Origin of the sequence: Pseudomonas folii (assembly GCF_014357575.1) — a bacterium.
Classification (GTDB): domain Bacteria; phylum Pseudomonadota; class Gammaproteobacteria; order Pseudomonadales; family Pseudomonadaceae; genus Aquipseudomonas; species Aquipseudomonas folii.
In genome coordinates, this window is the sequence record NZ_JACONW010000113.1 from 1 (window position 1) to 18478 (window position 18478).

14 protein-coding genes and 3 pseudogenes are annotated in these 18478 nt (G+C 54.5%); 14 read left to right on the plus strand and 3 right to left on the minus strand.

Annotated elements, in window-relative coordinates:
- The first annotated feature begins 91 nt into the window (after window positions 1-91).
- A complete protein-coding gene (locus H8S59_RS19800; RefSeq protein ID WP_214658393.1) occupies window positions 92-835 on the plus strand; it encodes a 4'-phosphopantetheinyl transferase family protein in 744 nt (247 codons plus the stop codon).
- Between the two features lie 78 nt (window positions 836-913).
- On the opposite strand, the gene fhuF is transcribed toward H8S59_RS19800, so the two are convergent.
- Complete coding sequence (gene fhuF, locus H8S59_RS19805; RefSeq protein WP_187522538.1) at window positions 914-1591, minus strand: siderophore-iron reductase FhuF; 678 nt, start codon at window positions 1589-1591, stop codon at window positions 914-916.
- Between the two features lie 814 nt (window positions 1592-2405).
- On the opposite strand from fhuF, the gene H8S59_RS19810 reads away from it, so the two are divergent.
- The 3 genes from H8S59_RS19810 to H8S59_RS19820 all read left to right on the plus strand — a co-directional run bounded on the left by H8S59_RS19810 (window position 2406) and on the right by H8S59_RS19820 (window position 9498).
- Window positions 2406-5318 carry a ribonucleoside-diphosphate reductase subunit alpha gene (locus H8S59_RS19810; protein WP_187522539.1) on the plus strand — a complete coding sequence of 971 codons (2913 nt, stop codon included), beginning with the start codon at window positions 2406-2408 and terminating at the stop codon, window positions 5316-5318.
- Between the two features lie 531 nt (window positions 5319-5849).
- Entirely contained in the window at window positions 5850-7490 is a 1641-nt protein-coding gene (locus tag H8S59_RS19815) for a methyl-accepting chemotaxis protein (protein ID WP_187522540.1), read from the plus strand.
- Window positions 7491-8250: 760 nt separating this feature from the next.
- On the plus strand, window positions 8251-9498 hold the full coding sequence (locus H8S59_RS19820; RefSeq protein ID WP_087272475.1) for a ribonucleotide-diphosphate reductase subunit beta: 1248 nt from the start codon (window positions 8251-8253) through the stop codon (window positions 9496-9498).
- Between the two features lie 275 nt (window positions 9499-9773).
- On the opposite strand, the gene H8S59_RS19825 is transcribed toward H8S59_RS19820, so the two are convergent.
- Entirely contained in the window at window positions 9774-10274 is a 501-nt protein-coding gene (locus H8S59_RS19825) for an NTF2 fold immunity protein (protein WP_214658392.1), read from the minus strand.
- A gap of 388 nt (window positions 10275-10662) precedes the next feature.
- Here H8S59_RS19825 and H8S59_RS19830 point away from each other — a divergent pair, with 388 nt between their 5' ends.
- Complete coding sequence (locus H8S59_RS19830) at window positions 10663-11268, plus strand: DMP19 family protein (protein ID WP_187522541.1); 606 nt, start codon at window positions 10663-10665, stop codon at window positions 11266-11268.
- A 56-nt stretch (window positions 11269-11324) separates the two neighbouring features.
- Entirely contained in the window at window positions 11325-11699 is a 375-nt protein-coding gene (locus tag H8S59_RS19835; protein ID WP_246475481.1) for a hypothetical protein, read from the plus strand.
- 165 nt (window positions 11700-11864) lie between these two features.
- Here H8S59_RS19835 and H8S59_RS19840 read toward each other — a convergent pair whose 3' ends face one another.
- A complete protein-coding gene (locus tag H8S59_RS19840) occupies window positions 11865-12338 on the minus strand; it encodes an NTF2 fold immunity protein (RefSeq protein ID WP_095095026.1) in 474 nt (157 codons plus the stop codon).
- A 324-nt stretch (window positions 12339-12662) separates the two neighbouring features.
- On the opposite strand from H8S59_RS19840, the gene aac(6') reads away from it, so the two are divergent.
- The 8 genes and pseudogenes from aac(6') to H8S59_RS26825 form a co-directional block, all read left to right on the plus strand.
- Complete coding sequence (gene aac(6') / locus H8S59_RS19845; RefSeq protein WP_187522547.1) at window positions 12663-13115, plus strand: aminoglycoside 6'-N-acetyltransferase; 453 nt, start codon at window positions 12663-12665, stop codon at window positions 13113-13115.
- A gap of 257 nt (window positions 13116-13372) precedes the next feature.
- Window positions 13373-14002, plus strand: coding sequence for an imm11 family protein (locus H8S59_RS19850; protein WP_187522542.1), 630 nt, complete (start codon window positions 13373-13375; stop codon window positions 14000-14002).
- 222 nt (window positions 14003-14224) lie between these two features.
- A complete protein-coding gene (locus H8S59_RS19855; RefSeq protein WP_187522543.1) occupies window positions 14225-15226 on the plus strand; it encodes a hypothetical protein in 1002 nt (333 codons plus the stop codon).
- Between the two features lie 147 nt (window positions 15227-15373).
- Window positions 15374-15482, plus strand: a pseudogene (locus tag H8S59_RS27390) (hypothetical protein); the annotation flags it as partial.
- 359 nt (window positions 15483-15841) lie between these two features.
- Complete coding sequence (locus H8S59_RS19860) at window positions 15842-16219, plus strand: helix-turn-helix transcriptional regulator (RefSeq protein ID WP_122807249.1); 378 nt, start codon at window positions 15842-15844, stop codon at window positions 16217-16219.
- A complete protein-coding gene (locus H8S59_RS19865) occupies window positions 16213-17526 on the plus strand; it encodes a type II toxin-antitoxin system HipA family toxin (RefSeq protein ID WP_343073071.1) in 1314 nt (437 codons plus the stop codon). The genes H8S59_RS19860 and H8S59_RS19865 overlap by 7 nt, the downstream gene beginning before the upstream one ends.
- A gap of 81 nt (window positions 17527-17607) precedes the next feature.
- Window positions 17608-17946, plus strand: a pseudogene (locus H8S59_RS19870) (ribonucleotide-diphosphate reductase subunit beta); the annotation flags it as partial.
- Window positions 17947-18210: 264 nt separating this feature from the next.
- A pseudogene (locus H8S59_RS26825) lies at window positions 18211-18478 on the plus strand (hypothetical protein); the annotation flags it as partial.

The window sequence follows — 18478 nt, forward strand, 5'->3', positions numbered from 1 at the left end:
TGAGCTCCTACAGGTCTGGTGTTTGTCGGGCGAATGCCGTATCTGGCAAACAGCCTTCCCAGCACCGCCTTCCCCCGGCAAAATGCCGCCCATGACTCAAACCCCGCATTTCCCCACTTGCTGCCCCGCCCTCCATCACCATTGGCCATTGCCCCATGCCTTGGCGAATGTGGCGTTGGTCAGCGGTTACTTCGACCCAAAGCAACTGGCCGATGGCGATTTTCAGCGCTGCCTGATTACACCTCCCGCCAGCATTCAGCGCTCCGTCGCCAAACGGCAAACCGAATTTCTCGCCGGTCGTTTATGCGCCAGGGCAGCGCTGCAGCATCTGGACGGTCGTGACTGGGTCCCGGACATCGGTGAAGACCGCGCGCCCATCTGGCCGCCCGACATATGCGGTTCAATCACCCACAGCACCGGCTGGGCCGCGGCCATCGTCGCGAACAAACAGCATTGGCGTGGCCTGGGGCTGGACACTGAAAACCTGCTCAGTCACGAGCGCGCCACGCGTCTGGCCGCGGAAATCCTCACGCCGTGGGAAATGCAGCAAATGGCCGCTGGGCCAACTGAACAGGTCGCGCTCCATGTGACGCTGACCTTCTCTATAAAAGAAGCACTGTTCAAGGCGCTGTACCCTATAGTCCACAAACGCTTCTATTTCGAAGATGCGCAACTGCTGCACTGGTCCGCCGACGGCAAAGCTCGCCTGCGCCTGCTGACCGACCTGTCCAGCGAATGGCACAACGGCAAGGAACTGGAAGGGCAATTCAGCGTGCAGGGCGAGCATCTGTTGAGTCTGGTGGCAGTGCCTGCCAGTCAAAAACAGGATCTGTAGGAACTGCTGGAGGCTGCGAAAGCGATTTGTCTGACACACCGCTTTTCGCAGCCTTCGGCAGCTCTTACATTGACCGGGCTAATCTGCTCCAATCGGACAATGCTCACACCGCCCCACCCACGCCACCTGATGACTCAAACAACAGCTGCGCCGCTGCCGACGTGGTGGTTCGCCCACATAGCGAATGGCATCGAACAGCGGATTGCGTTGCCCATCGCTCAAGGTCTTGCTGCGCAACAATTCATAACCTGCGTCCAGCGAGATATCGGTCAACGTGCTCAATTGCACAAGGCACCGCTCAAGGTAATCCCCGGCGTTGCCCCACAAAACCGCCTTCGATACATCGCCCTGCCTACTGAGCGCATTAATGAAAGGATGCAGGTTGTCATTCATCAGCTCGGTAAAACTCACAGGCTGACTCGTGCCAACGCCGAGAAACCGCAACCCAACCGGCACGCCGCGTTCATCCAGCGCCACAGCGATCTGATCCAGCTGCAACGGCCAGCGCCATCCATGCACCAGACCTGCCGCCACCACCGGCGGGATCACTTGCATGAAGTAATACTTGGACCACTGCGACATCAACACCGACCGATGGCTGGCCAGCAATTCAGGCCCATAGATGTTCAGCAATAGCGCATCCAGCACCTCAGCCTGCAAGAGCTCCGGCAAAGCCCGCACCGGACGCAGGTCGTCGTCCGCCAGCATGCCCTGGCCGAAGCACTCAAATGCGCCGCTGAATAAGGTGAGGGGCATTGGGGTTCCTGATGGGAGAAGAGGGACTCTCAATTTCTGTAGGAGCTGCCGAAGGCTGCGAAAGCAATGTGCCTGATACACCGCCTTCGCAGCCTTCGGCAGCTCCTACAGGAACAACATCTGCATCGAGGGAAGGACAGCCCCCGAACCAAAACCCCACAATTCTAACCACCATCACCACCAAGCACACCACATGCCAAACCGCCCTTGCCAAAGGCAATTTCTGTGATAGGGTTCGCGCCCGCAAAAATCCGCCGAGCCGCGTAAAAAAACCTTAATAAGTCTCCGAAGGGCGTCGGTCCAGTAGTTATGCGGCCTACACGCGAGGCGGAGCTTTCATACACCAATTACACACAGCTTTATCCACAGGTAGTGCGTTGCAATTGGTGTCCAAAACGCTTTATCTTGTAGCCCGGCTTCACGGACAACCCTACATGTAGGGTTTTACGGTAAAAACCCAACACAAGTCGAACAGGGATTTCAAGCATTTTTCTTACGTGTCGAGGGTTGAATCAAAGGCTCATTCAATAGCCCAAGCTGCGCCCCAGCCACCTGAGCATGCATACCCTCTTCGACCGCAGCAAATTCAAGCATTTGTTGCAATATTTAACAGGCACCATCCAACAGATTTCCCGAGGCAGCGAGCAACGATTTCGCTGCCTTTTTGACTTCAAAGCCAGGGACGGTGAAATCCGCCATCCCCATTCCGTTTTGAGGTCGTTACAGCCGACGCTTTTGTCGACTGAATGCCTACAAACCGGATCGGTGGGTGCTGAGTAGCACCCAAACAAACATAGAGAATGTGGAGACACCCATGCAAACAGACACAACTCGCGAGAATTCGCCGAATCCGGCGCCGCAGACAGGCCAGTCCCAACAGGATCTGTCCGCGACCGCTCCCGGCCAGCTGCGCGTGATCAAGCGTAACGGCACTGTCGTCGCCTACACCGACGACAAAATCACCGTCGCTATCACCAAAGCGTTTCTTGCAGTTGAGGGCGGCACTGCCGCTGCGTCTTCGCGTATCCACGACACCGTGGCCCGTCTGACCGAACAAGTCACTGCCACCTTCAAGCGTCGCATGCCTTCGGGCGGCACCATCCACATCGAAGAAATCCAGGACCAGGTTGAACTGGCCCTGATGCGTGCCGGCGAGCAGAAAGTGGCTCGCGACTACGTCATCTATCGTAACGAGCGCTCGAAGGAGCGTGCCGTTCGTGGCACCGACGCACCGGTCGACGCCCACCCTTCGATCCGTATCACCCGCGCCGACGGCAGCGTTGCGCCACTGGACATGGGTCGCCTGAACACCATCGTCACCGAAGCGTGTGAAGGCCTGGCTGAAGTCGACGCCAACCTGATCCAGAACGAAACCCTGAAAAACCTGTACGACGGCGTGGCGATGAAAGACGTCAACACCGCGCTGGTGATGACCGCCCGTACCCTGGTTGAGCGCGAGCCGAACTACTCGTTCGTGACCGCCCGCCTGCTGATGGACACCCTGCGCGCCGAAGGCCTGAATTTCCTGGAAGTGGCCGAAAGCGCTACTCACCACGAAATGGCCGACCTGTACGCCAAGGCCCTGCCTTCGTACATCGCCAAAGGCATTCAGTTCGAATTGCTGAACCCGATCCTGGCCACTTTTGACCTGGAAAAACTCGGCAAGGCGATCAACCACGAGCGCGATCAGCAGTTCACCTACCTGGGCCTGCAAACCCTGTACGACCGTTACTTCATCCACAAGGACGGTATCCGTTTCGAACTGCCGCAGATCTTCTTCATGCGTGTGGCCATGGGCCTGGCAATCGAAGAGAAAGCCAAAGAAGACCGCGCCATCGAGTTCTACAACCTGTTGTCGTCCTTCGACTACATGGCCTCGACCCCTACGCTGTTCAACGCCGGTACCCTGCGTCCGCAACTCTCCAGCTGCTACCTGACCACCGTTCCGGATGACCTGTCGGGCATTTACCACGCCATCCACGACAACGCCATGCTGTCCAAATTCGCAGGCGGTCTGGGCAACGACTGGACGCCGGTTCGTGCGCTGGGCTCGTACATCAAAGGCACCAACGGCAAATCCCAGGGCGTTGTACCGTTCCTGAAAGTCGTGAACGACACCGCCGTAGCCGTTAACCAGGGTGGCAAGCGCAAAGGCGCGGTATGTGCCTACCTGGAAACCTGGCACATGGACATCGAAGAGTTCATCGAGCTGCGCAAGAACACCGGTGATGACCGTCGTCGTACCCACGACATGAACACCGCCAACTGGATCCCTGACCTGTTCATGAAGCGTGTCTTCGATGACGGCAAATGGACCCTGTTCTCGCCTTCCGAAGTACCGGACCTGCACGACCTGACCGGTAAAGCCTTCGAAGAGCGTTACGAGTACTACGAAGCCCTGAGCGAATACCCAGGCAAGATCAAGCTGTTCAAGACCATCCAGGCCAAAGACCTGTGGCGCAAGATGCTCTCGATGCTGTTCGAAACCGGCCACCCATGGCTGACGTTCAAAGACCCGTGCAACCTGCGTAGCCCGCAGCAGCACGTGGGCGTGGTTCACAGCTCGAACCTGTGCACCGAGATCACCCTGAACACCAACAAGGACGAGATCGCGGTCTGCAACCTGGGCTCGATCAACCTGCCGAACCACATCGTCAACGGCAAGCTGGACACCGACAAGCTCAAGCGCACCATCGACGTAGCCGTTCGCATGCTCGATAACGTGATCGACATCAACTACTACTCCGTGCCGCAAGCGAAGAACTCCAACTTCCGTCACCGTCCAGTGGGTCTGGGCATCATGGGCTTCCAGGACGCGCTGTATCTGCAGCACATTCCTTACGGTTCCGATGCAGCTGTCGAGTTCGCCGACCGTTCGATGGAAGCTGTCAGCTACTATGCGATCCAGGCCTCTTGCGACCTGGCCGACGAGCGCGGTGCCTACGAGACGTTCCAGGGTTCCCTGTGGTCCAAAGGCGTTCTGCCACTGGATTCGCAACAGATCCTGATCGAGCAGCGTGGCCAGAAGTACATCGACGTTGACCTGAACGAAACCCTGGACTGGGCGCCAGTACGTGCCCGTGTACAGAAAGGTATTCGTAACTCCAACATCATGGCCATCGCACCGACCGCGACCATCGCCAACATCACAGGCGTCTCGCAGTCGATCGAACCGACTTACCAGAACCTGTACGTGAAATCGAACCTCTCGGGCGAATTCACCGTGATCAACCCGTACCTGGTCCGCGACCTCAAAGCACGCGACCTGTGGGACTCGGTCATGATCAACGACCTGAAGTACTACGACGGTTCGGTACAACAGATCGAGCGCATCCCACAGGAACTCAAAGACCTGTACGCCACCGCGTTTGAAGTCGACACCAAGTGGATTGTTGACGCAGCAAGCCGTCGCCAGAAGTGGATCGACCAGGCTCAGTCCCTGAACCTGTACATCGCTGGCGCATCGGGCAAGAAACTGGACGTGACCTACCGCATGGCTTGGTACCGTGGTCTGAAAACCACTTACTACCTCCGTGCCCTGGCCGCAACCAGCACCGAGAAATCCACCGTCAACACCGGCAAGCTCAACGCAGTATCGAGCGGCGGCCACGGCCCGGACGACACAGCGCTCAGCGCACCGCGTCCAACCGAAGCTGCACCAGCCGGTCCAGCTCCAGTGCCGAAGGCCTGTGCGATTGACGAGCCGGATTGCGAGGCTTGCCAATAAGGCAATCTTGAAAGCTGCCTCGCTCTCCTTGTGGAAGCGAGGCTTGCCCGCGATAAGGTCACTCTGCTGTAACTACCGAAATACAAACCGGGAGCCTCAAAACCTCCCGGCTTCCCCCCGCTAAACCGCTTCCTGCACCCTCGCTTCAACTCGATATCGCCCGCCCTCTTCCAACTCGCGAAGACCTACTCAAAACCTGTCGCAACAAACACACCTAACATTGACCTGAAACACCGCGTCAAACCCTCTCGGCAACAAGTTACCTCCTACCCGGCACGAGACACACGGTAGGAGCGAACTTGTTCGCGAGAGGCGTCAGACAATTCATCCCCCGCAAACGCATGCGCAGTGGCATGATATGGAGCCAGACGGACGGACGGGCTCACTAAATTCCATAGCATGCCGCTATGCCTACTGTAGCTACCCTCAATTGGGCGTTAAGGCCGACTGGAGATACCTTCCCGTTATCGCAATAGATGGCGCATTGATACCAGCGCGCTTCAGCACTTTGTTTACCCACGAGTTCCCCCCATGAAAAACCCGATTTCTCTCGCATCGCGCATCGGCCTGGGCTTTGCCGCCATCGTGTCGCTGCTTGTATTGATTACCGCCGTGGGTATCCAACGAGTTGGATATATCGACACCACCCTGGAAGACGTCAGCGAAAACGCCGCGAAAGTGCAGCGCTATGCGATCAACTTCCGCGGCAGCGTTCACAACCGCGCCATCGCCATTCGCGATGCAGTGCTGGTGACCAATGATCGCGATCTTGAATCCCACCTGACTGAAGTCACCCGCCTGCAAAAAGACTACGTGGACTCAGCCACGCCGATGGACCAACTGTTCGCAAGCAACCCCGTCAGCCCGCAAGAGCAATCCATGCTGCAGGCCATTAAAGACATCGAACAGCGCACCCTCGCCTCCACCAGTAAATTGATCGAGCTGCGCCGCACCGGCGACATCGCTGCTTCCCAGGCTTTGCTGCTCAACCAGATATCCGCCGACTACAGCGAGTGGCTGAAGCGCATCAACGCCTTGATTGACTATGAAGAAGCGTCCATCAAATCGCAGCTCAATGATGTGCAGGCCACCGCCAGCCAGTTTCGTGGCTTGATGTTATTGGCGACCGGCGCGGCCTTGCTGCTGAGCATCTTTCTGTCGATCCTCATCATCCGTTTCGTCAAATCCACCCTCGGCGCAGAACCCACCGAAGTGGCTCAAGCCATCCAGCGTCTGGCCGCGGGCGACCTGCAACAAAGCATCGTGACCCCATACCCCGACAGCGTGATGGGTGTACTGAAAACAGCCCTCAGCCGCCTGTCCGACACCATCACCCAAGTGCGCATGGCCGCTCAGGAAGTTAACCAGTCGTCCACGCTGCTGTCCGCCACCTCGATTACCAACAACGACCAGATCAACCTGCAAACCCGTGAAGCCGAGCAAGTAGCCACCGCCATCACGCAAATGGCAGCCACCGTCAACGAAGTCACCGGCTACGCCTCGCAAGCCGCTGATGCAACGCGCCTGGCCGACGGCGAAGTGGTCAGCGGCAACCAGTTGGTTGCAGACACCACCCTGGCGATCGAACAACTGGCTACGTCACTGGCGGAAACCACCCTGACCGTCGAGCGGGTGTCCAAACAAAGCGAAGAGATTGAGAGCGTGATCGACGTGATCAACTCAATCGCCAGCCAAACCAACCTGCTGGCCCTTAACGCGGCCATTGAAGCAGCGCGGGCTGGCGAGCATGGCCGAGGCTTTGCGGTCGTTGCCGATGAAGTGCGCTCCCTGGCCAACCGCACCCAGCGCTCGACGCAAGACATCCGGGACATGATCAGCACCCTGCAAAGCGGCACTGAAACCGCTGCGCAAACCATGCGTGACAACTGCGAACTGGTGGGCCGCACGGTTGAGCAAACCCGCAATGCACAAGGCGCACTGTCCAAGATCAGCCAGGAAGTGGGCGCCATCAACCGCATGAACGCACAGATCGCCAGCGCCTCGGTTCAGCAAAACAGCGTGGCGGAAGAAGTTGCCGTCAACATCAACCGTATTCACGGCTCAACGGTTCAGTCCGCAAGCGGATCAAAACAAGTGGCCACCGCAAGCCAGGAACTGGCAAAACTGGCAGACCGCCTCACCGAAAAAGTCGCGTTCTTTAAAGTAGGCTAACCGAAGCCCGTCGAAGAAGAACGAAACACACCCTACCTGCCGACACGGACGTGGGACTGCTTTAGCCGGTCCCACGTCAAGCCCCGTAAGCGCCAAACGGTAGGAGCGAACTTGTTCGCGAGGGCGGCGTACCTGGCACAACACCGCGTCAGGCCCTCTCGCCAACAAGTTGCCTCCTACCCGAACGGCGACACCGCGCCACACCAACCGTTGGTCACCTAAAAATCCCAACCGCAAAGCCCCTCCGCGCCACAACCCCCCGGTATCCAAGGCATAGAGAAACATTGACCCCCGTCAAGCCAAATCCCCATACCGCAAATGCGTCGCAACGACACATTGCCGGACACCTTCATGACCTATATGCTGTGTCTCGAAATATGAAAACCACTACATAAGGGATTTCCGCTGCATTTCCGGTCGTTAACTCTTCACTGAGAACGAACCCCCAAATGCAGAAGAAAAAGCAAAAATCCCTTCTTAAACGTAGTCTCAGATGAACAAGTGTCGGGCGAAATCTGTATAATCCCGCGCTCGCTCCAAGGTACTCAAATGACCCTTTGCCCACGCAATGCCGTCTTGCCTGAAAGCCACCTGGGCTCTCCGTTTTGCTCGCCTGTAAGGCCCCCGGCCGCGGCGGCAATCACAGATCGATCCGCTGCATCACCCTCAGGTCGGTCCTGAGTAATACCCGAAAATTCCGTTGCCAGCGTCATCCACTCGACGCAGGCACTACATCCTTTGAAATTCAGGAGCTTCCACCATGCTGAGCTGGGACGAATTCGATAAAGAAGACGGCGAAGTAGCCACCAAAGCGACCAACGCCGGTCACGCCAACGAAGCCAACATGGACCGCCTCGACAGCGCCGGCGGCGCCGCAGCTACCGAAGCTCGCGCCGTCACCGAAAAAGACTCCCCTGCCCTGATCCGTGCCAAAAAAGCACTGGACGCACTGGACGTCGCCGAAGGCCTGGCTGAACTCGAAGGCGCCAGCGCCCGCGTTGCCGTTGACGAAAAAATGATGATCAACTGCCGCGCCGACCTTAACCAGCTCGTGCCCTTCAAGTACGACTGGGCGTGGCAGAAGTATCTGGACGGTTGCGCAAACCACTGGATGCCGCAAGAAGTCAACATGACCGCCGACATCGCGCTGTGGAAAGACCCACAAGGCCTGACCGACGACGAGCGCCGCATCGTCATGCGCAACCTGGGCTTCTTCTCCACCGCCGACTCCCTGGTCGCCAACAACCTCGTGCTGGCCGTGTACCGCCTGATCACCAACCCGGAGTGCCGCCAGTACATCCTGCGCCAGGCCTTCGAAGAAGCGATCCACACCCACGCCTACCAGTACTGCATCGAATCGCTGGCCATGGATGAAGGCGAGATCTTCAACATGTACCACGAGATCCCATCGGTCGCGAAAAAAGCCGCCTGGGGCCTGAAATACACCCGTTCGATCTCCGATCCGAAGTTCGAAACCGGCACCGTCGAAACCGACAAAGAACTGCTGCGCAACCTGATCGCCTACTACTGCGTACTGGAAGGCATCTTCTTCTACTGCGGCTTCACCCAGATCCTGTCCATGGGCCGTCGCAACAAAATGACCGGCGTCGCCGAGCAGTTCCAATACATCCTGCGCGACGAATCCATGCACCTGAACTTCGGCATCGACGTGATCAACCAGATCAAAATCGAAAACCCGCACCTGTGGGACGCCGAAATGAAGGAAGAAGCCAGCCAGATGATCCTGCAAGGCACCCAGCTGGAAATCGAATACGCACGCGACACCATGCCGCGCGGCGTACTGGGCATGAACGCCGCGATGATGGAGGACTACCTCAAGTTCATCGCTAACCGTCGCCTGAGCCAGATCGGTTTGAAAGAAGAATACCCAGGCACCACTAACCCATTCCCATGGATGAGCGAAATCATGGACTTGAAGAAAGAGAAAAACTTCTTCGAGACTCGGGTTATCGAGTATCAGACTGGTGGGGCGTTGAGCTGGGATTGATTTGATCCCGCGCTGACAAGCTTATATGAAAGGGCTGCCTGAAAAGGTGGCCCTTTTTTATTGGCTATGTATGCCGTTGAATGACGGTGTGATTGAGGAGCTATAGGAGCGGCGCTGTCGCAAAGCAAACACAGACCTGTAGGAGCGCACGAGCAACGCGAGGCCGCGATCGCGGTGTATCAGACAGACCGCCATCGCTGCCTCGCGTTGCTCGTGAGCTCCTACAGAAGATAATTTCAAATCAGGCTGTTACATTTCTTTGATGAACGCGCCGATCACAAGATTCTCGAATCCCATTTCTCATCCCCATACCGGCGGGATTTGTAGCTATCGATCTTCCACTCCCCCGCTTTTTTCAACATGACGAAGAGGTATTCGTCCTGAAAGCTCGTCTCCGTTTTAATCACGACTTCGGCTCTGGATTTGGTTTTGATCTCCACCAGGACTTCCGTTGGACTTTCGACACCGTTGAACTTAGCTATAAAGCCAAACTTTCCAGGATTTTTACCGCCGTACACCCGACGCTTATCCGTGCAGTAATGATCAAACAGCGGGGCCGTACGCTCACCGAATATCGCAAACCAATCGGTTCTTCCCTCCGCGTAGTGGTATTCAATGCCCGGATACTTCTGCCGTAGCTCATCATCTTCTTTTTTATGCCCGGCGTAGATCTCACGCTCGATCGAATTCCACTTGGTCCCGAATTCACTGACCTGCAATGCCAGATGTGATTTGAGTGAAGCTTCGTCCATTTTACCTGGCCCCAGAATTTCCATTGATGCAGAACACTGCTTGAACGCTCGATTTCGTAGCTTACAAAGAGCCAGGCCTGATGGCTATCACAGGTTCAAATCCGGCTCTCATGGACCCACAGCCCTCCCCGCCTGACTTCACATCGCAATGTATGGCACGATAATCCTTTAAAGGCGCCCCGCCATACGCAACCTGCTTATCTTGAAGCAGAGACAGGACACTGAAATGGACGCCGCTTTTCAAAAGCTCGCACTCAAGATCGGCATTGAGCTACCAGAACGTTTTTCCGCACTGATCGCCATAGCACAATCTGGAAAGGCTCGAACAACCAGACCCTATTGAATTCGAAGTACTGCGTGACTGGATGCGCTGAGTACGCCTTGCAGTTAGCAGAACCACAACGGAGTGAACATGAGCGAAAAACAACCCTGCCGGGCTTGCGCAAATTTGATATTGGCAACCACGGCGGCGCGCAACGACGGAATGTGCGTGCCCTGCAAGCGCGGCTATCGGAAAGATATCGAAGACGGGAAACTCCGGGCCGAAGAGCACAAGCGTTACATCGTCAGCCCGCGAGCGCTGTACTGGACGGCGCTGGTCAACCGCGTCTACAACACCCCCGAAGGTTTCTCAGGGCTGGCATTGGCAGAACAGCGCTATTACGCCGTCAGTGCATTACAGGGCGAGGTCTACAACGGCGGCTTCGATCAGTACTTCGGCAACTCCTCGGGGGAGCACTTCGACATCGCTTGCGCGGGCCTGATTGAACTGGGCGCGACGCAGACACTGGCGCTGTTCGAAGAGGCCAGGCGCCTGCTGTTCGGTACCCAGCCCGTGCCCACCGACCAGGGCTTGCGTCAGTTGAGCATGCCCACCTACGCAGACGAGCGAGATCTTGATTGCGAAGCGGCGCTGGATGCCCTCGACAAGCAATTTTATAAGGATGCCGAACAACTCGATGACCGCTTGATGAAGTACGCCCTCGACCACGGCTTGTTCGAAAGGGAGGCTGATTGACCATCAGGCCAGATGACAATCCCCACACAAATCAGCAAACCCAGGCAACGCCAACCATGAAAAATCATGCACCGTACTACGCGCTATTTACTGTGATGCTTTCAATGTTCTGCCCAACCGTCCTGGCAGCATCGTGGCAAATCTGCAGCATGGAATTGCGTATTACGGATGTCCTGACGAAACCCTATCCAGAGTTGCAGGCCGAGATCCTCAACGTAAGCGCAAAGACCGCCACGGTCGTCTGCCCGGAGAAAGGCACGACTCTCAAGTTTCTGCCGGAAACGTCAGACTATCAGGCCATGATTCCACGCCGAAACTGGCCCAAAAAAGGGCAAGTGGTGCGTTTTGATTACCGATACCTGGATGGCACCTGTAAAGGCGAATGGAAGGATTATCCGTGCCGCATCAAGCACTACCCGCAGACGAGGTAATGAGTGAAGGCAATCGAGCTTCCATCGCCAGTTATCCACAGTGGGAAATTGATTTAGACGAGCGTCTGCAGGTGGGCGCATTGCCCATCTCATCGCACCCTGCTTGCGTCGACAAAGCCCGCCATCTCACCTTACGCAGCGCGAAGAGCTAAAGGAGCGCACAGATCATAATATTCGTGAATCCCATTTCTCATTCCCGTAGCGGCGGGCTTTGTAGCTATCGATTTTCCACTCTCCAGCCTTTTTCAACATGACGAAGAGATATTCGTCCTGAAAGTTCGTTTCCGTTTTAATAACGACTTCGGCTCTGGATTTGGTTTTGATCTCCACCAGGACTTCCGTGGGGCTTTCGACACCGTTGAATTTAGCTGGAAAACCAAAGCTTCCAGGACCTTTACCGCCGTACACCCGACGCTTATCAGTGCAGTAATCATCAAAAAGGGGGGCAGTACGCTCGCCGAAAATCGCAAACCAATCGGTTCTCGCCGCGTAGTGGTATTCAATACCCGGACACGTCTCCTGCAGCTCATCGTCCTCTTTTTCATGCCCGGCGTAGACATCACGCTCGATCTCGTTCCACTTAGCCCCGAACTCACTGACACGCAATGCCAGATGTGATTTGAGTGACGCCTCGTCCATATTACCCGGCTCCAAATTTTCCTTTAAAGCAGAACGCTGCCTTGAACGTAGCCGACTCTCGACTTTCAGTTTTGAAGCTTACAAAGAGCAAAGCCTGATGCCAACTCGCCTAGCGTGGTTTAACGGTTAAAGACGTTCGGCAGTGATTTCGCAATACTTCTGCACAATGGGCTTTGAAATGCGATGTACTGAAATGGCATGGCCACCGCCCTCGGTAGGAGCGAACTTGTTCGCGATGCGATCGACCTCACACATCCAACCGTCAAGGCAAGACGAAGCATGCCTTATGATCTTCAGCCGCCAAGCCATCAGAGCGTTCCAGCGATGATCAAACGCTGCACCTTACTCGACCACAACGGATGGCTGCCCCTGCGCACAGCCTTATGGCCTGACTCCGCCACTGAAAACCACCACGACAAACACGCCCTACTCAGCAGTGAGCGCTACCTGGTCCTCACCTTCACTCACAAAAATGGCGAAACGCTTGGCTTTACAGAAGCCTCAATCCGAACAGACTACGTCAACGGCACCCACTCCTCGCCGGTAGCCTTCCTCGAAGGCCTGTACGTCCAACCCGCAAACCGAGGCCAAAGCATCGCGCGACAACTCGTAGCGGGCGTTGAACAGTGGGCCGTGGAAATGGGTTGCACAGAACTGGCTTCGGATGCGTTGGTTGAGAATCAGGTGAGTCATTCGATGCATGAGGCACTGGGGTTTGAGGAGACTGAACGGGTGGTTTATTTTTTGAAGGGGTTGGGGGATGGCCGGGAGAACTGATTATTAAATCGAGATCGACACAAACGCGGGACGCCGAAATCAAGGATGAAGCCAGCCAGATGATCATGGAAAGCACAGAGATGGAAATCGAATAGCTCACATTAAGGGGGGGTGTATTCCTGCCACGGGCAAGGTCATCGCCAAAATTGCAAGCGAATAAAGTAGATTGGCGCTCGGCATGGGTCAAATCCAGCGCCTGATTAGCGAGGGTTCGAAAATGGGAAACATGCTATTAATACTATTACCGGGAGACAAATGTGAGCGCAAATTTTTACGTACTTGAGTATGAAAGCGTTGATGAGGGCTGCCCGGTATTTTTGGAAGGAGTGGCAAACACCGACTGGGAATGGACAATATACGATCCCGCCCCCTATAAATTTACAATTACAAAAAATCATGAATTCAGGGTAACGGATAAAGACGTGAAGGTTCTAGACTTGGACTATTCCGGCTCCCCTACAAACCTTGTTTCACAACATTTTCTAAATGTTTGTGACACATTAGAAGCGAAATATCGCTCAGTACCGGTAAAGGTAAATCTTGCGAATGGCGCAGAGACAAGCAAGGACTACTTCTATTTTCTGAGCGCTCAATGGGAATCACTGCTTGATGAATCCAAATCTGAATACAGTCTGGAACTGAACATGGAGAGTGGCAAACCAGCGGTCAACAAATTTTATCCAAACGCAAACTGCTATAACTGGATAAGTAAATTTATAACAAAAAACAATATAGAGGCAGATATTTTTTGGTCTTCTGAATTAATGGAACTCGTATGCAGTAAACGTTTTGTAGACAAGGCAGCTCAGTGCGGTTTGAAAGGCTTAAATTTCGTTCCTCTAGATGAAGAGTACCGGTACGACCCGTGGAACGAAATTCCAGAGTGAGGTTTTCCGCTCTGAAGATGGGTATTCTCCTTGGTACGCGAGGATTGACCCTTTTTCATTGGGAAATACGCAAGCTATAAATAGTTCAGCGTTCGAAGACCTGAAACTGTTTTCCTTTCGTACTCTTCGTCGCCCCAGCCATTGCACCCAATCCAATCGACTACGCTGCACTCAGGCGTCGAGCTTTCGCCTTCTCTCACTCAACGATTGATGGGGAATACGATGAAAGCGGCGATCACGCTCATGCTCTGTGCAACTCTCATTCTTGCGGGTTGCACCATACCTTGGCGATCAACCCTTACGTTGCAGGCCGAGGATCGGATTGTGACGGGTATTGAGCGCCCTACAGTTATCGACGGCGTGGCCTATAACCAACGCATCATTTGTGCCGAACCCAGCCCGGATGCGTTGAAGGCGATTGCCGCTTCCGGGTCGCTGTCCAAGTCAGATATCCTGGCAATCAGTGGTGCTTATCAGGAGGCTGGAGCCAATATTGGCCTACGCACACAATCCATCCAGTTGCTGCGTGATCAGCTTTATACCTTGTGTCAGGCATATGCCAATGGAGTCATAAATCAGGCTACGTATATGATGTATCTCACCCGGAACCAACGGAATACCGTTGCAATTCTGGCAATAGAACAATTGACCGGAGTCACTAAAGGCTCAATCGCGACGGTAACAGGCACCAGCTCAGTAACATTGACCGCGCAAGATGTGCAAACGCAGACGAAGTTGCTTGAGGCTGCGAAGAGTCAGCTCAAAACGCTGGACGCTAGTAGCGCACAGGCCAAGGAGCTACAAAAGCTGATTGAGGAGCAGCAGGCGAAACTCGACAAGGCCAAGGTCGGGATAATCTCGGCTGTAGCAACTGGCGCGGCTACTAATAGTTCGCAGGGGACGCAACCTGATTCAGCGAGCGTTGCCAAGATTGCGGATGTGGTTTGGGCCATTGCCGACTCTGTTACATCGATCAACGATTTTTATTACCTGTGCCTCAATGCTTACAGCTCTGATCCCGAAAGAATGCCTGCATCATTAAAAAAATCATGCGACATAGCATTGGAGAATCTCGGGAATGCAACGGGAACGGTTCCACCTAAACCTAAACAGCACTCGCCCAAAGCTGGCAGCGCACCTAAAAAAACCACCGAGCCTAATAGCCCGCCCACACAAACTGGTCCAGTCTTGCAGCAAACACCGCCCATGAAAAATGACATTTGAATGAGCTGCTTGAGTGTCTACAAATAGCGGTTACGATCCAGGGCACGTCGAGCACTCTAACCTTAAGCAGGACACCATCGCCTTTAGCGGTGGGGTGAGCGCTGGCTGCTTACTCAATAGCAAGGTGTGATTGCCGCCCGCTCCCGGACCACTAAACCGTTCCCATGGATTAGCGAAATCATCGACTTGAAGAGAGAGAATAATTTCTTTGAGACTCGGGTTATGAGCCTAAGGCTGCTGGGCGTTGAGCTGGGATTGCTTCGATCTTGAGCTGACAAGCTTGAGACGAAAGGGCTACCTGAAAAGGCGGCCCTTTTTTATTGCGGCTGAATCAGTGCTTCAGAAGGACTCATCGCCTAGATTTCTAGGCAAAAAAACTGATTAATGCGATTTTTGTCTAGATTTATAGACATTAACTGAGGCTGGACTATGATAAGCGCAACATCCTAAGCTAACGTCTAGATATCAAGACATAAAATCTATAAATACTGATTAATGCCTAATTTTCTAGACGCAAAGCCTTTGTTTTACCCACTGGATTGGGTTCGCCTCGCAGCCCTGGAATTGGCGACATAAATCTTTATCTACCACATTCGGCCCAGGAATTTAGACACCATGCGCCTTCAAGCCATGACGGACGAAGCCATTGCCAGCGCCATAGGTGCTCGGCTCCAGGAGTTGCGCCTCAAAAAAAATGTGAGCCAAGAGCAAGTGGCCAAGGAAGCCGGTATCAGCCGACAAACCTTGATCAACCTCCTGCATGGCAAAGGCACGATAGTGAATCTGATAGCCGTGCTGCGTGCCATCGGTGAACTGGAGAGAGTGACGTCACTGGTCCAGGCCGTTCTGCCGAGCCCACTGCAAGTGATCAAGATGGCAGGCAGTCAGCGCGTGCGTGCCTCCGGAGCTCGGCCCGTCCGGAAGGTAACTAAAAACGGGGCCAGCGTAGTTTCAGCCCCAAAGGGTAAAGCCAAAAAGGATGTTCAGTGGTGATAACGGCAAAGGTGTACCTTTTCGATCTGTTTGTAGGCGGATTACTTTGGGACGAAACGACCCAGTTGGGTCTATTTGAATACGACCCCGGATTCGTCAAGACAGGCATCGAAATCTCGCCAATCCATTTGCCACTTGCCGTGAATCAAACCTATGCCTTTCCCAGCCTGAACCGTGAGACCTATAGAGGTCTTCCCGCAATTCTCGCGGACTCCCTACCTGATGATTTCGGTAACGCGCTGATTGATGCATGGCTGGCCAAAGAGGGACGAGACAAGTCGACCTTCACGCCTGTAGAACGAATCCTCTACCAAGGCATGCGCGGAATGGGAGCGCTTGAATATCGACCCGCCCTCGATGGATCCGCAAAAGCCAGTGAGAGCATTCAGATAGAGGCGCTTGTTGAGCTCGCCAGTGAAGTCCTCTCTCAAAGGGAAAGCCTGGCAGAGCGCCTGGAACAACATGATCCCAGCGTCGATGATCAAGCGCTTCAACGCCTGATACAGGTCGGCACCAGCGCAGGCGGCGCCCGTGCAAAAGCCGTCATTGCAATGAATGCCGCAGGGGAGATTCGATCAGGACAAGTCAAAGCACCCAAGGGGTTTACCTATTGGCTGCTGAAGTTCGACGTCGCTAAAAACACTGACGTCCTGGCCGACTCACAAGGCTTCGGGCGCGTGGAATACGCCTATTCGCTGATGGCCAAAGCCGCAGGCATCACCATGAGCCAATGCGAACTCCTCCAGGAAGGCGGTCGGGCGCACTTCCTGACAAAGCGTTTCGACCGGACCGATGACGGCGACAAAATCCACATGGCCACCCTCTGCGCACTGGACCATGCCGACTACAAACGACCGGGTGCCTATTCATACGAAGAAGCCTTTGGCGTAATGCGCGTGCTCGGACTATCACGCGACGAAGCCACCGAGTATTACCGCCGCATGGTTTTCAACGTGGTTGCGCGCAATCAGGACGACCATACCAAGAACACCAGTTTCCTGATGGATCACCAAGGCAACTGGTCGCTCTCCCCCGCCTACGACGTATCGTGGTCGTACCAGCCCGGGAGCTTCTGGGTCGAAACCCACCAAATGACCGTCAACGGCAAGCGTGACAAGTTCGAATTGGCTGACTTGGAGGCCGTAGCCAAACAGGTACGAGGTATTGATGCCCAAGGCATCATCGGAGAGGTTTGCTTGGCGGTTAAGCGCTGGCGAGAAATCGCGGTATCGGTAGGCGTAGCGCCGCCTTTGGTTGACGTAATTGAGAAGACGCATCGGCTTTATCTTGGGGAGACTTTTGTTTAGTGGCTCACGCTGCAGCTACTGAGATCGACCTGAATAGGTTCCACCTCAGATTAGCCTGAACAGACGCCATCCCATGACAGTGATTTGACCAAGCATATCAAAATCGAAAACCTACACTGTGTGACGCTGAAATGAAGGAAGATGCCAGCCAGATAATCCTGCAAGGCCCATTTGGAAATTGAATACGCACGCGACACTATGCCGCGCGGCACACTGGGCATGAGCGCCGCTCATGATGGCGGGCTACCTCAAGTTCATCGCAAACCGTCGCCTGAGCCAGATTGGTTTGAAGAGGAGTATCCGGGTAGCACAAGCCCGTTCCAAAGGTTCAGCGAAATCATGGACTTGAAGAAAGAGAAGAACTTCTTTGAGGCTCGAGTTATTGCGTATCAGACTGGTGGGGCTTTGAGCTGGGATTGATTTGATCCCGCGCCAACAAGCTTCAAACGAAAGGGTTGCCTGAAAAGGCGGCACTTTCTCCATTGTCAGCTGCGCATACCCGCATACTCGTACCCTACAAGAAAACTAGACAATGTGAAGAGTGAAAGTGTATGGTGAGGCCCGGAGAGCGTGTGAAAACCAACTAGCTCTCCACAGCGTTTTCCTTGTTTAATAGTGCCACAACGATAAAGCACGATAATATTTCAATTAGGTAAAAAGCCATCCGAATTATGGCAGAACGACATGCAAATTATTAATGACGAACTTCGTAGCCACGCCAGAATTCTAAACCGTCCAAATTTTTTAGCATTGGCACGCGGAGAACAACCGAAAGACGTATTTACTAGTATAAACCTATCAACTCTGCCGACATCTGTACAAACTGTAAAGGACCTATTTGGCTTTGCTTTTCACTCGGCACGAAAATTTTATCGCAACGAATATATATACAAAACTGCTGTCGCCAACAGAATTGTATTTGGTCGCCATAGCCCTAGGACGTCTGCTCTTT